The sequence below is a fragment of the Puniceicoccaceae bacterium genome (genome assembly GCA_040224245.1).
Lineage (GTDB): Bacteria > Verrucomicrobiota > Verrucomicrobiia > Opitutales > JAFGAQ01 > JAKSBQ01.
The window spans coordinates 21,506-38,823 of sequence record JBEGIR010000049.1; the positions used below are offsets into that span (position 1 = coordinate 21,506).

The 17,318-nt window shown below is 54.9% G+C and carries 17 protein-coding genes; 4 read left to right on the forward strand and 13 right to left on the reverse strand.

The genetic code is table 11. From position 1 onward, the window contains the following. Positions 1–2 precede the first annotated feature (2 nt). From metF to ribB, 5 genes are all read right to left on the reverse strand, one after another. A complete protein-coding gene (gene metF, locus ABQ298_08140) occupies positions 3–896 on the reverse strand; it encodes a methylenetetrahydrofolate reductase [NAD(P)H] (protein ID MEQ9824339.1) in 894 nt (297 codons plus the stop codon). Positions 897–950: 54 nt separating this feature from the next. Continuing rightward, positions 951–1,865 (reverse strand): signal recognition particle-docking protein FtsY, encoded by a 915-nt coding sequence (gene ftsY, locus ABQ298_08145; GenBank protein MEQ9824340.1) that lies wholly within the window; start codon positions 1,863–1,865, stop codon positions 951–953. A gap of 69 nt (positions 1,866–1,934) precedes the next feature. Then, positions 1,935–2,426 carry a transcription antitermination factor NusB gene (gene nusB / locus ABQ298_08150; GenBank protein MEQ9824341.1) on the reverse strand — a complete coding sequence of 164 codons (492 nt, stop codon included), beginning with the start codon at positions 2,424–2,426 and terminating at the stop codon, positions 1,935–1,937. Between the two features lie 44 nt (positions 2,427–2,470). Then, complete coding sequence (gene ribH, locus ABQ298_08155; protein ID MEQ9824342.1) at positions 2,471–2,935, reverse strand: 6,7-dimethyl-8-ribityllumazine synthase; 465 nt, start codon at positions 2,933–2,935, stop codon at positions 2,471–2,473. A gap of 90 nt (positions 2,936–3,025) precedes the next feature. Continuing rightward, positions 3,026–4,183 carry a 3,4-dihydroxy-2-butanone-4-phosphate synthase gene (gene ribB, locus ABQ298_08160; GenBank protein ID MEQ9824343.1) on the reverse strand — a complete coding sequence of 386 codons (1,158 nt, stop codon included), beginning with the start codon at positions 4,181–4,183 and terminating at the stop codon, positions 3,026–3,028. Positions 4,184–4,226: 43 nt separating this feature from the next. Here ribB and trkA point away from each other — a divergent pair, with 43 nt between their 5' ends. Then, on the forward strand, positions 4,227–5,582 hold the full coding sequence (gene trkA, locus ABQ298_08165; GenBank protein ID MEQ9824344.1) for a Trk system potassium transporter TrkA: 1,356 nt from the start codon (positions 4,227–4,229) through the stop codon (positions 5,580–5,582). Positions 5,583–5,620: 38 nt separating this feature from the next. Continuing rightward, on the forward strand, positions 5,621–7,093 hold the full coding sequence (locus ABQ298_08170; GenBank protein ID MEQ9824345.1) for a TrkH family potassium uptake protein: 1,473 nt from the start codon (positions 5,621–5,623) through the stop codon (positions 7,091–7,093). A gap of 24 nt (positions 7,094–7,117) precedes the next feature. Here ABQ298_08170 and ABQ298_08175 read toward each other — a convergent pair whose 3' ends face one another. Continuing rightward, the gene (locus tag ABQ298_08175; GenBank protein MEQ9824346.1) at positions 7,118–11,062 is read right to left on the reverse strand and encodes an ATP-binding protein; all 3,945 of its coding nucleotides are present in this window, start codon (positions 11,060–11,062) and stop codon (positions 7,118–7,120) included. 148 nt (positions 11,063–11,210) lie between these two features. After that, a complete protein-coding gene (locus tag ABQ298_08180) occupies positions 11,211–11,444 on the reverse strand; it encodes a ferredoxin (protein MEQ9824347.1) in 234 nt (77 codons plus the stop codon). A gap of 173 nt (positions 11,445–11,617) precedes the next feature. On the opposite strand from ABQ298_08180, the gene mutL reads away from it, so the two are divergent. Then, the gene (gene mutL / locus ABQ298_08185) at positions 11,618–13,471 is read left to right on the forward strand and encodes a DNA mismatch repair endonuclease MutL (GenBank protein ID MEQ9824348.1); all 1,854 of its coding nucleotides are present in this window, start codon (positions 11,618–11,620) and stop codon (positions 13,469–13,471) included. Between the two features lie 25 nt (positions 13,472–13,496). On the opposite strand, the gene ABQ298_08190 is transcribed toward mutL, so the two are convergent. The 5 genes from ABQ298_08190 to pspA form a co-directional block, all read right to left on the reverse strand. Beyond that, positions 13,497–13,745 carry a hypothetical protein gene (locus tag ABQ298_08190; protein ID MEQ9824349.1) on the reverse strand — a complete coding sequence of 83 codons (249 nt, stop codon included), beginning with the start codon at positions 13,743–13,745 and terminating at the stop codon, positions 13,497–13,499. Between the two features lie 48 nt (positions 13,746–13,793). Then, positions 13,794–14,003, reverse strand: a complete 210-nt coding sequence (locus ABQ298_08195; GenBank protein MEQ9824350.1) for a hypothetical protein — start codon at positions 14,001–14,003, stop codon at positions 13,794–13,796. 51 nt (positions 14,004–14,054) lie between these two features. Further along, a complete protein-coding gene (locus ABQ298_08200; protein MEQ9824351.1) occupies positions 14,055–14,450 on the reverse strand; it encodes a PspC domain-containing protein in 396 nt (131 codons plus the stop codon). Then, positions 14,447–14,695 (reverse strand): hypothetical protein, encoded by a 249-nt coding sequence (locus ABQ298_08205; protein MEQ9824352.1) that lies wholly within the window; start codon positions 14,693–14,695, stop codon positions 14,447–14,449. Before ABQ298_08205 ends, ABQ298_08200 begins: the two co-directional genes overlap by 4 nt. 75 nt (positions 14,696–14,770) lie before the next feature. Beyond that, on the reverse strand, positions 14,771–15,439 hold the full coding sequence (gene pspA, locus ABQ298_08210; GenBank protein MEQ9824353.1) for a phage shock protein PspA: 669 nt from the start codon (positions 15,437–15,439) through the stop codon (positions 14,771–14,773). A 198-nt stretch (positions 15,440–15,637) separates the two neighbouring features. Between pspA and pspF the strand changes: the two genes are divergently transcribed. Then, positions 15,638–16,714: a phage shock protein operon transcriptional activator gene (pspF, locus tag ABQ298_08215; protein MEQ9824354.1), complete on the forward strand. Its 1,077-nt coding sequence runs from the start codon at positions 15,638–15,640 to the stop codon at positions 16,712–16,714. A 91-nt stretch (positions 16,715–16,805) separates the two neighbouring features. Here pspF and ABQ298_08220 read toward each other — a convergent pair. Next, on the reverse strand, positions 16,806–17,318 hold a 513-nt coding region (locus ABQ298_08220; protein ID MEQ9824355.1), incomplete at its 5' end, for a toxin-antitoxin system YwqK family antitoxin.

Sequence of the window (17,318 nt, forward strand, 5' to 3'; positions counted from 1 at the left end):
TCTCAGGTTCGGGAGATCTGAGCGCTGTCCCGAATACCCAGTGATCGATAAATCTGCTTGGTCGCATCGGACTTGTTCAGCGTGTAAAAGTGCACGCCGGCAACTTCCTGATCGATGAGATCCTGAACCTGTTGGGTAGCCCAGTGAATGCCTACCTCACGGGCCTGGCGATCATTCTCCGTGCGCTGCATCGCCTTCTGGAGGCGTGCAGGAATGCGAGCGCCCAGTGCCAGCTCGCTCGTGCGCACCATCGCCTTTTGCGTGAGCAAAGGCATGATGCCTGCCACAATGGGGACGTGGATGCCCGCTAATGCGCAGCGCTCGCAGAAATCATAAAAATCCCGATTGTCAAAAAACAGCTGGGTACAAATGTAGTCCGCCCCTGCATCGACCTTGCGCTTGAGGTATTCGATCTCCAACAGTCGATTGGGGCAGCCCGGATGCCCTTCGGGAAAACCCGCAACACCGATGCCCATATCCGGGTAACGCTGCTTGATAAAGGCCACCAGCTCGGCTGCGTAGGTAAACCCACCCGGCACCGTTCCGCCGTCCGGGCATCCCTGTGGCGGGTCCCCCCTGAGCGCCATGATGTTGCGGATGCCACTGCTGGCGTATTTGTCAAGGATCGCTGCGATCTCGTCTCGGGTGTGACCGACCGTTGTCAGGTGGGAAACAATGCTCAGACCGGTGCGCTGCTGCGTTTTGACCACAAGATCATGTGTCAGCTCACGCGTGCCACCTCCGGCTCCATAGGTCACGCTTGCATAGCCCGGACGTAGCGTGACCAGCTCCTCTAGAGTTTGAAACAATTGGGCAGAGGCCTCTTCCGATTTGGGAGGGAAAAATTCAAAACTGAAACACGGGCGATGTGCCTGGAGTATATCGGCAATGTGCATGATGGCAGTTGGCAGAAAAACGGCTTGAATCGAACGGGAACCGACTTTGACAGGTCAGTCCGCTCCGGACAAGCCAAAGACAGCTGAGGCGTAATCCTCACGGTCAAAGGGTTTAAGATCCTCCGGCTTTTCACCCAATCCGACAAAATAAACCGGAAGGTCAAGTTCCCGAAAAATCGCAACGATGGCTCCGCCCTTCGAGGTTCCGTCGAGCTTGGTCACGATGAGTCCACTGAGCGGGAAATACTGGTGAAACTGCCGCGCCTGTTCAATCGAGTTGGTGCCGATGCTGCCATCGACAACCAACCAACTGTGGTGAGGTGCGTTCGCATCGTGTTTTTGCAGCACGCGCCGGATCTTCGCCAGCTCATCCATGAGGTTACCCTTGGTGTGCAGACGTCCTGCAGTATCGAGAATAAGATAGTCCACCCCTCGGCTGCTGGCAGCAGCGTATGCATCGTAGGCCACTGCTGCAGCGTCTGCACCCTGATGGCTGGTGATCAGAGGCAGGTCGAGACGCTCGCACCAGGTCTTCAGTTGCGCATTGGCCGCCACGCGAAAGGTGTCGCAAGCTGCAATGAGAACACTCTGCCCCTGCTCCTGCAACAGCTTGCCCAGTTTTGCAGCGGTTGTGGTTTTGCCCGATCCATTGACCCCTACCAGACTGATCACGACCGGACGAGATTCCGGGACGTCAAGGCGCCCTTCGGCTCCTTCCAGATGCTGCATGAGCACTTGTTTCCCGATCACAGCCCCTTCCTGCTGTTGCAGCTCCCTGTTTTTGCGAAACGCCACCTGCATCGCCTCAATGATGCTCTCGGTCGTTTCGATTCCAAAGTCGGCAGCGTAGAGTGTTGCCTCCAGTTCTTCCAATGTGGCGTCGTCGATCTTTTTGACCCCAAGCACAGAAGCTACCCGGTCTGACGTGCGGGAAAATCCCTTTTTGAAGAATTTGAAAAATCGGCTCATGGTGTGAAGTGTGCATGCGCGACTGCACCGAAATGCAGGTCACTGCCCTGTCGCGCTATTTTCGGAAAATCAGACCAGTCCATCCAACACGTCCGAACCCGCGTCTGAGGCTGAGTCCGTTCGCTTCGCCGTGCGCGCGGGGCGACCCAGTCCATCCTTGATTTTGTCCAGAATCCCATTGATGAAGCGCTTACTGTCGTCTTTGGAGAACTCCTTCCCCAGTTCGACGGCCTCATTGATGCTGACCACGGGTGGAATATCCTCGCAGAATCGAAGTTCAAAAATCGCAATGCGAAGAATCGCCAAGTCCACCCTCGCGATGCGATCAAACGACCAGTTTTTCGCGAGGCGACGGATGTCTTCGTCGATGGTCTGCACATGCTCAATCACACCGCGAATGATCTGCTCGGCAAAGCGATAGTATTCACGCTCATTGGGTTCGTTCTCAAAAAACGACCGGATGGCATCGTTAAGTACTTCGGGACGATTGTATTCCCATGCATAGAGAAATTGCATTGCCGCCCGGCGGTTGTCACTGCGTTGAGATGGTTTTCGGTTCATGATAACGGAGGGGTTGGTGCGATGGGCAGTCGGCCTGTCGTGGTTTATTTCCAATGAGCCATCACTACGGCGGCTTCGGCAAACTCTTTGCCTCGCTCGATGCGCCCGACGGTTCGGTCTTCGGCCTGTTGATAGGTTTCTGCGGAGATGACTCCATTGATCACCGGAATCTGATCCTGCAAGCTTACCTGTTGCAATCCCATGGATACCGTGCGCGAAACAATGTCATGGTGCTGGGTTTCCCCGGCGATAAGCACTCCCAGAGCGATCAGCACATCACAGTTGTGCTGCCGTGCGCGGCGTTGGCAGGCATAGGGAAGCTCCGCAGATCCGGGCACCCGGTCAATGTGCAGGTTTTCGGACTGGACTCCCAAGCGCTTCAATTCCGCGATCGTTCGCTCGAGCAAGCCTCCAACCAGTTCCTCGTTGAAACGGGACGCAATGAGGGTCACGCGCAGGGAACGATTGTCGACCTGGGAAAAATCAAACTGTGGAGCGTGCTGACTCATGATCAAAGATGAATGGTATCAGCGTCTTTTTCAGGCGCTGCAGGGTACATAACGTGCATGCCATCCCATTTGTGCAAGCGTGAAGCGCACTCAGGTTTCGCTTTCTTCCTCAAAAAGAGTGATCTGCTCAACAATCTCGAGACCATAGCCCTGCAGGGCTACAACCTTGCGGGTTCGGCCTGCCAACAGACGAATTTGCTTCAACCCGAGGTCGGACAGGATTTGCGCCCCGATGCCGTAGTCCTTGTAATCCATCCTGGCTGGACGCAGTTCGGACAGTGCGGGTTGCCCGAGTTCACGGGAAAGGTTCACCCCGGGCAGAATGCGGTCCACCCGCATGCCACCATGCGGTTGCTCAATGTAGAGAATGACCCCGTGACCCACCTCGGCAATGCGCTGCATGGAACGCTGAAGACTCTGCCTGCGACGGGTGTCCTGTTTGCCAAAAATATCTGAGATCAGGTGCTCACTCTGTACCCGGACCAGGGTGGGGCGTTCATCCAGGGATCCCTTGCTCAGCACAATGTGATAGCGATCATTGAGCTTGCTGCGATACACATGCAGATCGAAGGGACCGAACTCGGTTTCCACCACATCCTGCGCAATTTTTTCCACCTGTTTTTCGCGTTGATGCCGGTATTCGATCAATTGCGCAATCGAGATCATCTTCAACCCATGCTGCTGTTTAAAGGGGATCAGGTCCTTGACCCGCGCTACCGAACCATCGTCGTTGACCACCTCACAGAGCACTCCGCTGGGATGCAGCCCCGCCAGAATGGCAAGGTCCACAGCTGCTTCGGTATGGCCAGCACGTTCCAGCACACCCCCAGGACGCGAACGCAGTGGAAACACGTGACCGGGCTGCACCAGTTGCTCAGGGGTGGATTGGGGATCCGCCAATATGCGAATGGTTTTGGTGCGGTCGTATGCACTGATTCCCGTGGTGATTCCCTCTGCCGCATCCACCGTTACCGTGAAATCCGTGCGAAAGGAATCCAGATTGCGCGCCACCATGGGGTTCAGTCCAAGCCGCTTGAGCTGAAACTCGGCCATCGGCACACACACGATACCGCTGCAGTAGCGGATCATCATGTTGATGGTCTCCGGAGTCGCCTTTGAGGCAGCCATGATGAGGTCTCCTTCGTTTTCCCGGTCTTCATCGTCAGTGACAATGACGAGTTTCCCGTCGGCGATATCTGCAATGGCTTGCTCGACTGAGTCAAAATACTGGGAAAAGTCGCTTTCCATTAATTGCTTTTCAATTCATTTGGCACTGTTAGTCTACCACAAAATGAAAGCGATCGTTGTAGGCGCAGGCGAGGTCGGATTCTACTTGTCAGAGGTATTGAGTGCAAAGGGAATCCATATTGTCGTTATTGAGGCCTCCCAGAGCAGGGTGCAGCATGTCGATGACGAACTCGACGTCAAAGTGCTTCAGGGCAACGGTGCATCGGCCTCAATGCTGGAACGAGCTGGCATCCACGCAGCCGATTTTGTAATCGCGGTCACCAGTGATGACATGACGAACATCGTGTGTTGTTCTCTGGCCAAAGCCATGCATCCATCGACCGTAACGATTGCCCGGGTACATGATGCGACCTACGCGGACCACTCCCTGATCAACTACCAGTTGCATTTTGGAATCGATCACCTGCTCAACCCGGAGGCACTCTGCGCCGTTGAACTCGCCAAAGAAATTCGCAACCCCGGCCGGGTTGCTGTGGAAAATCTCGCCCGTGGGCGCATTGAGGTGCAGCAGCTCTGGGTCACACGTCCGAGCAAATATACTGGAAAACCACTCAAGGACACCCCATTGCCCAAGGAGGTTCGGGTGGCAACCGTGACCAAGCCCGACACCCCTTACCAGATTGCCACCGCAAACGTGGTACTTGAGGTTGGCGACCGTGTAACGCTCTTTGGTCTGCCCGAACAAATGGTTTCTGTGAAAGCGCAGTTGGACCCATCGAGCAAGATTGATCAGGCGCGCGTGGTGCTCTACGGTGGAAGTGAGATCGCCATTGCACTGGTGCGATTGCTCAACAGTCCACGGTTCAAAATCCGGATTCTCGAAAAAGATCCCAAGCTTTGCATGGCACTCGCCGAGCGATTCCCCCATGTCACTGTCATTCGTGGGGATGCCACCTCCCGGCGCCTGCTGGAAGAGGAGCAGGTCGGAAGCTGCGACTATTTTGTCGCCTGTACCAAACGCGATGAAGACAACATCATGACCAGTGTGCAGGCTTCCAAGCTCGGTGCCAAGCATGTGCAGCTGGTCATCAACAAACCCGACTACGAACCCATCCTGATGGGGTTGAGTTCCACGCTCGGGGTTGAGTTGGTCGTCTCGCCTCGACTTGCAACCGCCAACGAACTCACACGTGTCATCGACACCGGCCCCGTTGTGGAAATCGCAACGCTGGCCGATTCCAGTGCAAAGATCCTCGAAATCAAGGTATCACCCGACAGCAAGGCGATCGGTCGACAGATTCAGGAATTGCCACGATCCGATCACTCCATTTTTCTCGCCATCCTGCACAAATATGATGCCAGGGTACCTGCGGCGACCGACACGATCCTTCCCGGTGACCGCGTGGTCGTGCTCACCCACGAAACCCACCAACAAGCCGTCATTGATCTGCTGTCCTGAACCACGGTGGTTCGATCGGCCTGGCATCTTTTCGATTCATGCACTTCCCGATCCTGTTTCGTCTGTTGAGTTCCATCATCTGGGTGCTCACTGCGTCCTTTGCACTCTGCCTGACAGTTGCCCTGCATTTCGGTCACGACCTCACGGCAGCAGTTCGCGGATTTGGGATCAGCATCGCGATCTCGATCACACTCGGAACGCTGTTGAGAGTCTTGGGGCGCGGTGCCCACCCGCGACTGTTTCGCAAGGAGGCGCTTTGCCTGATCGGAATTGGATGGTTGCTGGCCAGTCTGCTGGGTGCCTTGCCCTACCTTCTCATTTTACCGGACTGCCACCCGGTGGACGCGTTGTTCGAGTCGGTCTCGGGATTCACAACCACCGGAGCCACCGTCATGATTGACTACGAACATTTGTTGCCGCCGAGCCTGCTGTTCTGGCGATCACTGAGTCAGTGGATCGGTGGTCTGGGTGTTGTGGTCCTGTTTGTGGCCATCGTCTCAAATCTGGGCGCAGGCGCGAAAGTGCTTTTCAGCAACGAATCTTCCGGACAATCCGCAGACATTGACGACAGCAGTATTAACCAGGGAGCAAAACGCATCATGCTCTATTACCTGGCTTTGTCTGCCCTGTGTTTTGCATCCTACTGGATCGCGGGACTGTCGTGGTTTGACGCGCTATGCCACATGGCAACCACGGTCTCCACGGGTGGGTTCAGCACGATCAATGCGGGAGTGCCTGGATTTGAGAATCCTGCACTGGAATGGTGCATGATCGTATTCATGTTTTGGGGAGGTTTCAGTTTTTTGTTGGTGCTCAAGTATCTCCGCAACGGGTGGCAAGCGCACAAGCATGGATTGGAGGGGCGCGTCTACACCCTGATCGTGATTAGTGCCACCCTGCTGATCATGGTGCTCACTCCTGCCTCCCCGGATTCAGCGGGCCTGCAGGAACGGCTGCGCGATGCCGCCTTTCAGGTGATCACAATCCTCACGACCACTGGCTACGCTACGGAGAACTTTGCACTCTGGAATGCTCCGGCAAAGTGGATTCTGCTGCTGCTGATGGTGATCGGCGGGTGTTCCAGTTCCACCGCTGGCGGAGTCAAGGTGATCCGGGTGATTGCCGCATTTCGCATCGCCGCCCAAAGCATCGAAAAAACCTTCCGCGTCCATGTGGTACGACCGCTTCGACTGAATGGACGTGTGCTCGATGACGGGGCACGGGATGCCCTGACCTGTTTTCTGATCCTCACGGGACTTGTGTTATTCGCCGGAATCCTAGGGTTTTCCCTGCTTGAACCCGATCTGGATATTGAAACGGGACTCTCGGCCGTCTTTGCCTGTCAGTTCAATATCGGCCCCGGGCTGGGTGCAGTCGGTCCCATGGAAACGTTTGCGTTCCTGCATGCACCCACAAAGCTCGGGCTGTGCCTGCTGATGCTGTTGGGTCGTCTAGAAATCTACGCACTGCTGGTGCTGTTTTCCCCTTCAATCTGGCGGAAATTCAGTTGACGCATGTGAACGCGGGTTCAGCTCTCACTCTCCATCTTTTCTGAGAAAAGGAAGCATCGCCTGTCGCAGTTCTTCCATGCGAATTGGCTTTGCGAGGAAGGCGTCCATGCCCACTGCACGGGCATTTTCCTGATCCACCTTGAGCGCGCCAGCAGTCAGTGCGATGATCTGCGGATTGCCATATCGCTCGGGGTCGGCGCGCAAGCGCTTCGCAGCCTCATACCCGTCCATGACGGGCATCTGGATGTCCATAAGCACAACAGCATAGCGCGTCTGCTCACAGCAACGCAGCGCTTCTTCTCCATTCTCCGCACCGTCAAACACGATTCCCAGTTTGCCCAGCAAAATCTCGGCTACCCTTCGGTTTGTCAGGTTGTCCTCCACCAGTAATACCTTGAAGGAAGCATTCTTCTCTGTTTTCGGGTCGGGAGGATGGGGTGGCTTGTCTTCAGGTTCGGGCAATGCGTTGCCCGCTTTGAGGGTAGAAAACAGCACATCATATCGAAAGGGTTGTGGCAACCGCACCATGCCGCGTGGAAGCGGGGTCTGCAAGTCATGGGAGATCCAGATCCGAGCGGGAAGGGTTTGGTCCTCGTTCCACTTGACTTCATCCCCAAAATCGTAGGTTGCGGGTGCAATCACACACATCCAGTCCACTGGTGGAGCGTCCTGTATCCAGCTGGCAGCGTCGTCGGTTTCGTACACCGTTGCGCCTGTACCTCTCAACGTCTTTGCGATCAGGCAGGTTTGCTGCACGGTGTGACCCACGAGCGCGATTCGAAGACCAGACAAACTGACAACTGGCTGAGCTTCTTGCACCATCTCAAGCGGCAGTCGCACACAGAAACGGGATCCTGGACTCGTTTTGGGTTCAATTGTAATTGAGCCGTTCATCAGCTCTGCGAGCCTGCGGCAGATCACCAGTCCCAAGCCCGTGCCTCCGAAGTTACGGTTGTCGGCGGTGTCCAGTTGCTGGAAGGGTTGAAACAGGTTTGTCCGCTGCGATTCCGGAATGCCTACACCGGAATCATCCACCGTAAATGTGACCCAGCACCAGCCGGGTTGTTCATGTGCCTGCACGTCCACTTCCACCCCAATCCATCCGTGTTGGGTAAACTTGACCGCATTCGACACCAAGTTCATCAAAATCTGCTTCAGCCGCAGGGCATCCACCTGAAAATACAGGGGGTGGGATGGATCCCAACCGTGCAGCATGGAAAGTGATTTTTCCCTCACCCACCCCGAAAAGACTCCGAGTACTTCTTCGAGCAACTGATCAATCCGGGTGGGAGCAGGCACCAGTTCGACACCATCCGCCTCGATTTTGGAATAATCGAGAATGTCGTTAATGATCGCGATAAGGAATTCTCCACTTTGATTGATGATATCCACCATCTCGCGCTCCGCCTTGCCCAGACGAGCATTGCGAAGCGCATCCGCCATGCCGATGATGCCATTGAGCGGTGTGCGGATTTCATGGCTCATGTTGGCAAGAAATTGGCTCTTGGCCTCGCTCGCCCGCTCCGCACGCTCGGCAGTATCCAGAAGCTCGTGATTCAACCTCACCAGCTCAGCAGTTCGCTGACCCACCAGGGTTGAGAGGCGCTTGCGTTCCCGTTCCGATGCGCGCAGCAGATTCACAATTATCAAGGTCAACAGTGCAGCAGCACCCACGATTACCAATGCGTAGGCCCACCAGGTTCGATACCAGGGTGGCAGGACCACAAAGCTGATTTCTGCGGGTGGACTCACAATTCCAAAGGCATTGATAGAGCGCACCCGGAAGGTGTAACGACCTTCGCGAATCTGATTAAAGACAACCCGGGTATCCGCGCTGGGTTCTGACCAGCTGTCCGTTAACCCTTCGAGCTGGGTTTGAAACAGCGGAGTCTTGCGATAATAAAAACTGTTGTCAAAAAACTCGAATAGCAGGCTGTTCCGGGCATAAGGCAAGGTTAGGTCGGTTCGCGTCGAAGTTCCACTGTAGATGGAATAAACGGGTGGATGTCCGCCCATGGGTCGCACCATCGAAAGCACCGGGTTTCCCGCGCTGCGCGGCGGGGAACTCACTCGGGGGTGGTGATAGATCAGACGATCACGGGTTTGGATGAAGGCACCCCCATCCGGCATTGGAACCACCGTTGGGTTGTTGTCCCGGATCAGTTCAAAACGCTCAAAATCGGGAGTCAGGACTCCAGATTCATCCCGACGACCCACAAAGAGTCCGCTTTCACTGGGTAACCACAGATCACCATTGGCATCCTCAACCGGTCGGGAAATCAGTCCGGCAAATGGAAACTGCAGGAATTCTGGAAACGGAACGGTGCGAAGGGCTGCGCGTTCAGGATCAAAAACCGCCAGTTGGTCGTGCGTTTTCAGGTAAACCTCTCCATCCACTTCAAAAACATTGACCCATCGCAGCCCCACTTCCGGTACTTGGTCGAACGCTTGAACTGAAAAATCAAGGTTTTCAGGGTCGAGCATGATTCGACTCGCTTTACCCAGGCCTTGCTCAACCCATATTTCACCTCGATCCGATTCCAGATACACCGCAGCAAACCCGATCGATGGATGTGATTTCCCGGTATAGTGCCATCCTTCTTCGGATCGATGCAGCAGGAAGAATTGGTCCAGTGAGCACGCGATGGCCAGATCCGGATTTGACTGGCATGGAATCGTTTTCGAGATGATTGGTCCTTCCATTACCGGATGCACGTCTCCAGAATCCATGACATAGTGCAGCAGTCGCTGTTCGCTTGATAGCAACATTCCATCCTGCACAAAGGCCGCATCATCAAAAAAATGCCTGCCATTGACCTCCAGTCGACGGAAGGAGGGCATGGGCGTCGCCCCCTGCAGTTCCGCCAGAAAAATCTGCTTTGCCGAATAGACCACCAACTGATCATCGAGAAAGGCAGCTTTCGGCCACAGCATTTTCAACCCATTGCGGTGATCGAGCACTGAAAGCGCCGAAGGGTACATCATCTTGATCAGTCCGACCGGAGTCGTTGCCCACAGGATTCCCTCCGAGGTATAAATCAAATCACGGATGCTTGCGAAATTGGAGTCAAGGCTGCCATCAAGCCAAAGTGCAGCCCGGAGCTGATTGTCGAGGATCAACAGTCCCACTCCCGGCAGCACGACTGCAAGGTAATCATCATCCAGTCGCGCCAATTTGCTGATGCCGCGTCGCAAGAGTTCGTCCACCGAGGTCTCGACTCGCTCCATTTTCTCACCCTGCATGCGAAACAGTCCACCATTGCGGCTGGCCAGCAGGGTTTTTTCCGCAAAATGCACACTGTCTACCAGTGCAAGGGCCCCGCCATACTGTTCACTCCCTGCAAGTTTGCGCAACCGGGTGCCTTCGATGCAATGCACACCCTGCGTATTCGAACTCACATACAGGCGCGACTCATGGGTGAATACCGTAAGCGGGTCATCGATTTCGTTCCAGATGCGATTTCCAAATTCGGGAGAGTAGTGAACCACGCCACGCTCTCCCCAAAACAGGACACTGTCTTCCAGCAAGCGGATCTGGTTAAAATTGACAGCCGCGACCTCGGACATCTGCTCCCGGGTCATCAAGGGTTCAATTTCGTATGCACCCGTTTCAGACACCCGAATGCGTCCCCATCCTCCGACAATGCCACAGTAGAATCGATTACCGCTGCCTGCCAGGCGCAACACTTCATCTCCATGTTCCTGATGGTGCAGGGAAAGGTTTGTCCAGTTCCGTCCATCAAAACGCTCGATGTGACCTTCAGAGGCTAGAATAATCTGCCCGTGCTCGTCCTCGTATAAATACCCTCCTGGTAGTTCCGCCCCCAGATCCTCGTAGTGGTATATCGTGTAAATGGGAAAGCCCTGGATACCCTCTCCGCTCACCGGAAGCACCGTACAAGCACACAGGGCGAGCAAGCTTCCTGCCACTCGCTTCAGGAGTTTCCGTCGGTGATGAGGGGTGTTCATGGGGGTGATTTGCAGCCTTGCAACTGAAATCCTTTTCTTACTTTCGGATTTTCGTTCCAAAACTTAAGCCCCTGTCCAAATTTGGACAAGGCACCTGCATACCTAACAAACGGACCCCTTGTCCTCCCCTAAGCGGGAGGGATGCAGTTTATTGTCCGTCGTCGCCGATGGCTTCCACCGGGCAATCATTGAGGGCCTCTCTACAGAGTTCAAAATCCTCCTCGGTGGTGGGCTGTACGTGCACATAGGAGTGCCCTTCGTCATCGTTGCGCGTGAAAAACGCCGGGGCGATCTCTCGACACAGATCGCAGTCGATGCAGTTCTCATCGACATAAAATTTGCCCGGAACGTTGTCGGAAAACTTTGCTTCTTTTTCAGCCATGATTCGTTTTACTCCTGCATATTGTGAGATTACCTCACACCGCACTGCATAGCGCGAATGCGCTCAGGATCAACCGGAAAGCAAAAAAATAAACGTTTACAGTCACCTGCTCCGACCCGACACTGAAGCTGCGATCATCTCGTTTTCACCATCGTATCCCTTTCATTTACCCGATGCCAGCCATTCGCATCCTGCCCGATCAAGTTGCCAACCGCATTGCTGCGGGAGAGGTGATCGAACGACCTGTTGCCGTGGTCAAGGAACTGGTTGACAACAGCATCGATGCGGACGCCGACCGCATCAAGGTTCAGTTTAAACAAGGGGGTAAATCCTACATCCTGGTCGAGGATAATGGTGGGGGCATGTCACCCGATGACGCCTTGCTCAGCCTCGAACGCCATGCCACGAGCAAGATATTGAGCAGCGATGATCTGTTCAACATCCGCACGCTTGGGTTTCGGGGTGAGGCGATTCCGTCCATTGCGAGTGTTTCGCGGTTTCTGATGCGCACCCGCCCCGCTTCCCAACTCGAAGGCACAGAAATTCTCGTCAATGGAGGCAAACTGATCCACCGACGCGATGTCGGAATGCCTCCCGGCACGCGCACCGAAGTAACGCACTTGTTCAACTCCATTCCGGCGCGGCGAAAATTTCTCAAGACAGACAATACCGAAGCCTCCCACATCATCCAGTGGGTGCGGCTGATCGCGGTGGCGCATCCCGGTATCGCCTTTCGCCTGCTCTCTGGCGAGCGCACCCTTCTGTCCGTTCCAATCCACGAACAACCGATCGAGCGCATCCTCGCGCTCTGGGGACGGGAGCTGGAATCCCAACTGCTGCCAATTGAATTTGAGTCGAGCGGACTTTTCGCAAGCGGTTTCATCGGTCGTGCCGGAGTATCCCGTCCGTCCCGCCAGGACATTGTGACCATTGTAAACGGCAGACCCGTGGAAAGCCGTACCCTTGGTTTCGCCTTTACCGAAGCCTTTCACACACACATTCCTCGCGGTCGCTATCCTCTCGTTTTTCTGCAGCTGACCATCGACCCGGCCATGGTCGACGTGAACATTCACCCGTCCAAAAAGGAGATCAAATTCAAAAACGAGAGCCGCCTTCGTTCGCTTGTCATCCAGGAAGTCTGGAAGGTTTTGCGAAGCGGTTCAGACCCCATGCAGGCAAAACCCGAAGCTCGTACTGCACCGGAAAGCTCCCCTCTCGATCCCAAACCAAGCAACACGGATGCCCGCAATCCCGGCTCCGCGCTTTCACCGCAAAGCCCGGCACCGATGCCCATGCGGCAGCACGAGTCTTCACCCTCAGGGAGCACGCGTTCGGTTGCTCGTCCCCTTCCCACACCCTCTGCTCCGGTGCCGCCTCCCCGTCACCCATCTTCACCAACTGCACATGCTCCTGCCTCACAACAGCCGCTTTCCCTTGAACGGGAGTGGCGCTTCATCGGGGACTACCACCGCTCCTACAGTCTTTTTGAACGCCCCGGGGGCCTCTCCCTGCTGCACAATAGCCGGGCCCTGCGTCGCATCGGTTACGAACGGGTACTGCAAGATTTGCAGAGCGATGCGTCAACCGTGCAGCACGAGATCCTTCCGACCACTCTCGAACTCGAGGCCTTTCACTCCAGCCGTCTCAAGGAGTGGATGCCCATGCTCGCCCAGTGTGGACTGCTGGTTGAGGAATTTGGACGCAATTTTTTCCGCATTGTTGCGGTTCCTGCACAATTGGACGGGAGCGAGGCACGGAGTCTGATCGAGCAATGGCTGCACCAGGATCCTGATGCCTCACCCGATTTGGCCGGATTTCGCGCAGGAATCGCACTGCTCTGCGGAGCCAAGTACCGCAATCAGCTCGAGTTGCCACTCGCGCGTGAAGCTTCGATGGAGGTGCTTCGCCAGCTGCTCCAGTGTGAGCAGCCCATGGTCGATCCTGAGGGCAATGCCATTATCGTACACCTCCCCCATCGCATGTTCGAGGGTGGCACGTCAGTGTTGGGTGGAGGTCACCCAGACTGACCTGTGAAATTTTGCATTTGCGATCTCAGAAACGGGAACGCGGCATGCGAAAAAAATGCAACCGCGGAAGTCCGTCCATCACTCCCGTCTGATATTCCTGAGGTTTTGTCCGCAGACCAACGGAAGGCCGCTGATCGGAGTCCGCCGCAACCGCATCGTTTGCACGCTGTTGCAGCACCTGCAGCAACAGATGGATCGCGGCGATAACCAACAACCCCACCAGGAATACGCGGCGAAGCCAGATGCGGTCGTTACGGATGAGGGGTCGTTTCATGGAAGAAGTGGAACAATGACGTGGTAAAACGGATTGTGCCGCAGCAGATCAAGATTTGAGGTCCCGGAAACGCTGCTCCTTGTCCAGATCAATGACCAGGGTTTCAAGGCTTTCCACACGGCGCTCCAACTCATCGATGCGCCGGAGGGCACTCGAGTCCACCTCACCGTCTTTGGGACGATTCTTGTGTCGGGATTGGATCGTAGCGGAAAAAAAGATGATGGCGACGATGATGACAATTGCGCTCCAGAAGTCCATATCAGGTCAAGTTTGGGGATGAAGGGATGGATGGTGTGGGATCGTGTGCAATCACAGGTTGCGAAACCGACGATCCCAGTCTTTTTCAGGATCAGTTACCGCATTTTCCAGACGTTGCACTCGTTTGTCGAGTTTTTCGAGAATGCTGCGCATCCGCTCCAGAGCGGGTCGGCGACTGTTCCCGTAGGTGTTGTAAAACTCCCGCTCCTCTTCGGAACTGAATTCGAGCACAGGCTCCTGACGCATCACAATCGCGAGCACGATGTAAACAATGACTGTCGGCACCACTTGTGTGAACAGCGCAAAAAAGATGAAGGCAATGCGCACGAACCAGACGGGAAAGCCAGATGCATCAGCAAGGCCACGTGCGACCCCGAAGATCCATCCGTTGCGAGAGCGGTAGAGTCCTCGATTGGTTGTGCGTGATGGGTTGGATTGTAAACTCATGAACGGTCTCCTTTAGTTGAACGACTGCGGTCGATGTCGAAGTAGATGGTTTCGAGTGCATCAATGCGTTTCTCCATGCGAAGCAGGGATTGATGCATTTCCTGGAGGATGCGCGCGTCATCCTCCGAGACGCACTCGTTTTTGCGCGAGCGGGTCGCATTCAAAAAAAGAAATGCGAGTATGATGAGAGTACCGCAAATAACGGGCAACCCCACCGTAATGATGAAAAACGTTGTTGCTGGCATGGCAGTGAAATTTCGGGATTGGCTGCGACCCGAGACCAAGTCAACGGGTCGACTTTAAGTTAGACGTGCGCAACCTCAGTTTTGGGTCGGATTTTTTTTCTCTTTCAGCGCAGCCAACTGTTTTTCAATCTCCTCGTCACGTTCCAGTGCAGAAAAACTGTCGTCGATGGACGGTTTGACACCGTAGTTGACCAGATCCGCATCAGCTTCCATGCGCTCGATGCGCTGCTCAAACTTGTCAAACTTCATCATCGCAGTCTTGGTATTGACCTTGCGGATGTTGCTCTGCGCCTGGTGGGATTTCTGGGCACGCGTGTGACGCTGTACCAGCACCTTGTGTTTGTTGCGTGCCTGTTCCAGTTTTGCCTCAAGGTCGCTGATGTCCTGCTTGTAGTTTGCAATGATGTCCTGCAGTTTGCAGATGTCGTCCTCGACGATGGTGATGCGCTGCTGTACGGCGCGTTTTTCCATGAGTGCCTCACGAGCGAGGTCTTCCTTGCCACGGCTGACGGCCAACTCGGCGCGCTCGTCCCAGCGATCTGCCTTTTCCTTGAGTTCGCCCAGTTCGCGATTGCTTTTGGTCACCTGCGCCATGGTTCCGGCACAGGATGCCTTGATTTCCACAAGGGTGTCCTCCATCTCGCGGATCATGAGACGGATCATCTTTTCAGGATCCTCTGCACGATCCAGCATCGAATTGATGTTGGAGCTGATGATGTCAGAAAAACGGGTGAATATACTCATAGCTGGATTTTGTTGTTCAGATTGATGTTGTTGGATTTGTGTTCCTTTGCCTCATTAAAACAGTTGCCGTGCCAATTATTTCACTAATTTCTTAAACCAATCCACATCAACCACTTCCAAAAGTCATAATTCTTTAATAATTTTCCCTCTCGTCAAACTTCGTAAAATTGGCTAAATCCATAGCGAATTTAACCACCTATGCTCTCTCCCACCTCCCTGCCTGATCCCATCGGCGAATCCACAGCTTTTCTCGACTTCCAGGCCCGTTTGAGTGAAGTCGCCAAGGTTGATCGACCGGTACTGGTCATCGGTGAGCGCGGCACGGGCAAGGAAATGGCAGCGCGACGCATTCACTACCTGTCGAAGCGGTGGGATGAAAATCTGGTCACACTCAACTGCGCGGCGCTTTCTCCCAACCTGCTCGAGGATGAACTCTTCGGCCACGAGGCAGGCTCTTATACTGGCGCGAATCGTCGCCGCTACGGACGTTTTGAAGCCGCAAACCGGGGCACCCTCTTTCTCGATGAAATCGGGCAGACTCCGGCTGAACTGCAGAGCAAGATCCTTCGCGTCGTCGAATACAACTCCTTCGAACGCGTCGGCAGTTCTGAAACCATTGAGGTGGATGTTCGCATCATTGGCGCAACCAACTCCGACCTCTTTGCCATGGCTGTGGAGGGAAAATTCAAGCACGACCTGCTTGACCGCCTGTCGTTTGAAGTGATTTTTGTGCCCCCACTTCGCGTTCGGGAGGGGGACATCCTGCTGCTCGCCAATCACTTCGCCGTGCACATGGCCCACGAGATCGGCAGAAAGGATATTCCGGAATTCAGTGATGAGGTGATTGAACAACTGGAAACCCACAATTGGCCGGGAAATGTGCGGGAGCTGAAAAACGTGGTCGAGCGCGCAGTCTACCGCAGTAATGACGGCTTCATTGATCACATTGAACTCGACCCGTTTCGCTCTCCGTTTGCGCCAACTCCCCCGCGATCAGCACCGTTGCAATCCTCCAGCCAGACTGACGATCCCACGTCACCCGCCCAGCCCACCACACCTGACTCCACGGATCTTTCGATTTTGGCAAAGCAACAACTTGGCCGTCGCGGATTTCGTGAAATCATCCAGGAGATAGAGGTGGATCTGCTCCTGACAGCACTGCATCGCTCGGGGTACAACCAGCGCAAAGCAGCTGATCTGCTCGATCTCACCTACCATCAATGGCGCGGCCTCTACCGCAAGTATGAATCTCAACTCCAGTCTCCCGACGCCTGATCCTGCTCAAACCGGCAAACCCTCATTCCCCCAGAGGCTCAACCCGCAGTAGCACGGAAGAGCCGCACGGCACAGTCGTGATTTCAGAACTTCAACGCTCGATGATGCGGCCATTGCGGAACATCAAGCGTTCCTTCACCCTGCCGGATTCGTAGTAGTTGACAACCTCGCCCTCAAGCTGGCCTGCCCGGAATTCACCCATCATCTTCAGGTTACCGGTTTCATAGTACTGCCGGATCGGACCGTGCTTGATGCCATCCCTGAACGCAACTTCCACCTCAACCTGTCCGCTTTCGTAGAACACCTGCTGGTTGCCTACCACCTTGCCATTCTCAAAATTCATGAGACTGCGCAGGCTGCCGCGTTCGTAATAGAGCTTGGTCGGACCGTGTTTCTCTCCATTTCGGAACTGTGCCTCACCCTTTAGCTGGCCACTCTGGTGGTAGTTTTTCGAAATTCCATTTTCCAACCCATTCTGCATCGTGCTTTCGCGCTCGATGATTCCCGAAGCGTAATACTCCCGGCAAGCACCGTTGAGCGTCCCGTTGGCAAAGGTATACTCCCGTTTGATCCGGCCCGATGGGTAGTTCTCGATATAGACTCC

Bases quoted from the DNA above. Each gene is read 5' to 3' on its own strand.
- ABQ298_08170 (MEQ9824345.1), top strand. From the start codon at position 5,621: ATGCACTTCCCGATCCTGTTTCGTCTGTTGAGTTCCATCATCTGGGTG.
- ABQ298_08205 (MEQ9824352.1), bottom strand. From the start codon at position 14,695: ATGCCAGCAACAACGTTTTTCATCATTACGGTGGGGTTGCCCGTTATT.
- metF (MEQ9824339.1), bottom strand. From the start codon at position 896: ATGCACATTGCCGATATACTCCAGGCACATCGCCCGTGTTTCAGTTTT.
- ABQ298_08195 (MEQ9824350.1), bottom strand. From the start codon at position 14,003: ATGGACTTCTGGAGCGCAATTGTCATCATCGTCGCCATCATCTTTTTT.
- trkA (MEQ9824344.1), top strand. From the start codon at position 4,227: ATGAAAGCGATCGTTGTAGGCGCAGGCGAGGTCGGATTCTACTTGTCA.
- pspA (MEQ9824353.1), bottom strand. From the start codon at position 15,439: ATGAGTATATTCACCCGTTTTTCTGACATCATCAGCTCCAACATCAAT.
- ABQ298_08180 (MEQ9824347.1), bottom strand. From the start codon at position 11,444: ATGGCTGAAAAAGAAGCAAAGTTTTCCGACAACGTTCCGGGCAAATTT.
- ABQ298_08200 (MEQ9824351.1), bottom strand. From the start codon at position 14,450: ATGAGTTTACAATCCAACCCATCACGCACAACCAATCGAGGACTCTAC.
- nusB (MEQ9824341.1), bottom strand. From the start codon at position 2,426: ATGAACCGAAAACCATCTCAACGCAGTGACAACCGCCGGGCGGCAATG.
- ribH (MEQ9824342.1), bottom strand. From the start codon at position 2,935: ATGAGTCAGCACGCTCCACAGTTTGATTTTTCCCAGGTCGACAATCGT.
- ABQ298_08175 (MEQ9824346.1), bottom strand. From the start codon at position 11,062: ATGAACACCCCTCATCACCGACGGAAACTCCTGAAGCGAGTGGCAGGA.
- ftsY (MEQ9824340.1), bottom strand. From the start codon at position 1,865: ATGAGCCGATTTTTCAAATTCTTCAAAAAGGGATTTTCCCGCACGTCA.
- mutL (MEQ9824348.1), top strand. From the start codon at position 11,618: ATGCCAGCCATTCGCATCCTGCCCGATCAAGTTGCCAACCGCATTGCT.
- pspF (MEQ9824354.1), top strand. From the start codon at position 15,638: ATGCTCTCTCCCACCTCCCTGCCTGATCCCATCGGCGAATCCACAGCT.
- ribB (MEQ9824343.1), bottom strand. From the start codon at position 4,183: ATGGAAAGCGACTTTTCCCAGTATTTTGACTCAGTCGAGCAAGCCATT.
- ABQ298_08190 (MEQ9824349.1), bottom strand. From the start codon at position 13,745: ATGAAACGACCCCTCATCCGTAACGACCGCATCTGGCTTCGCCGCGTA.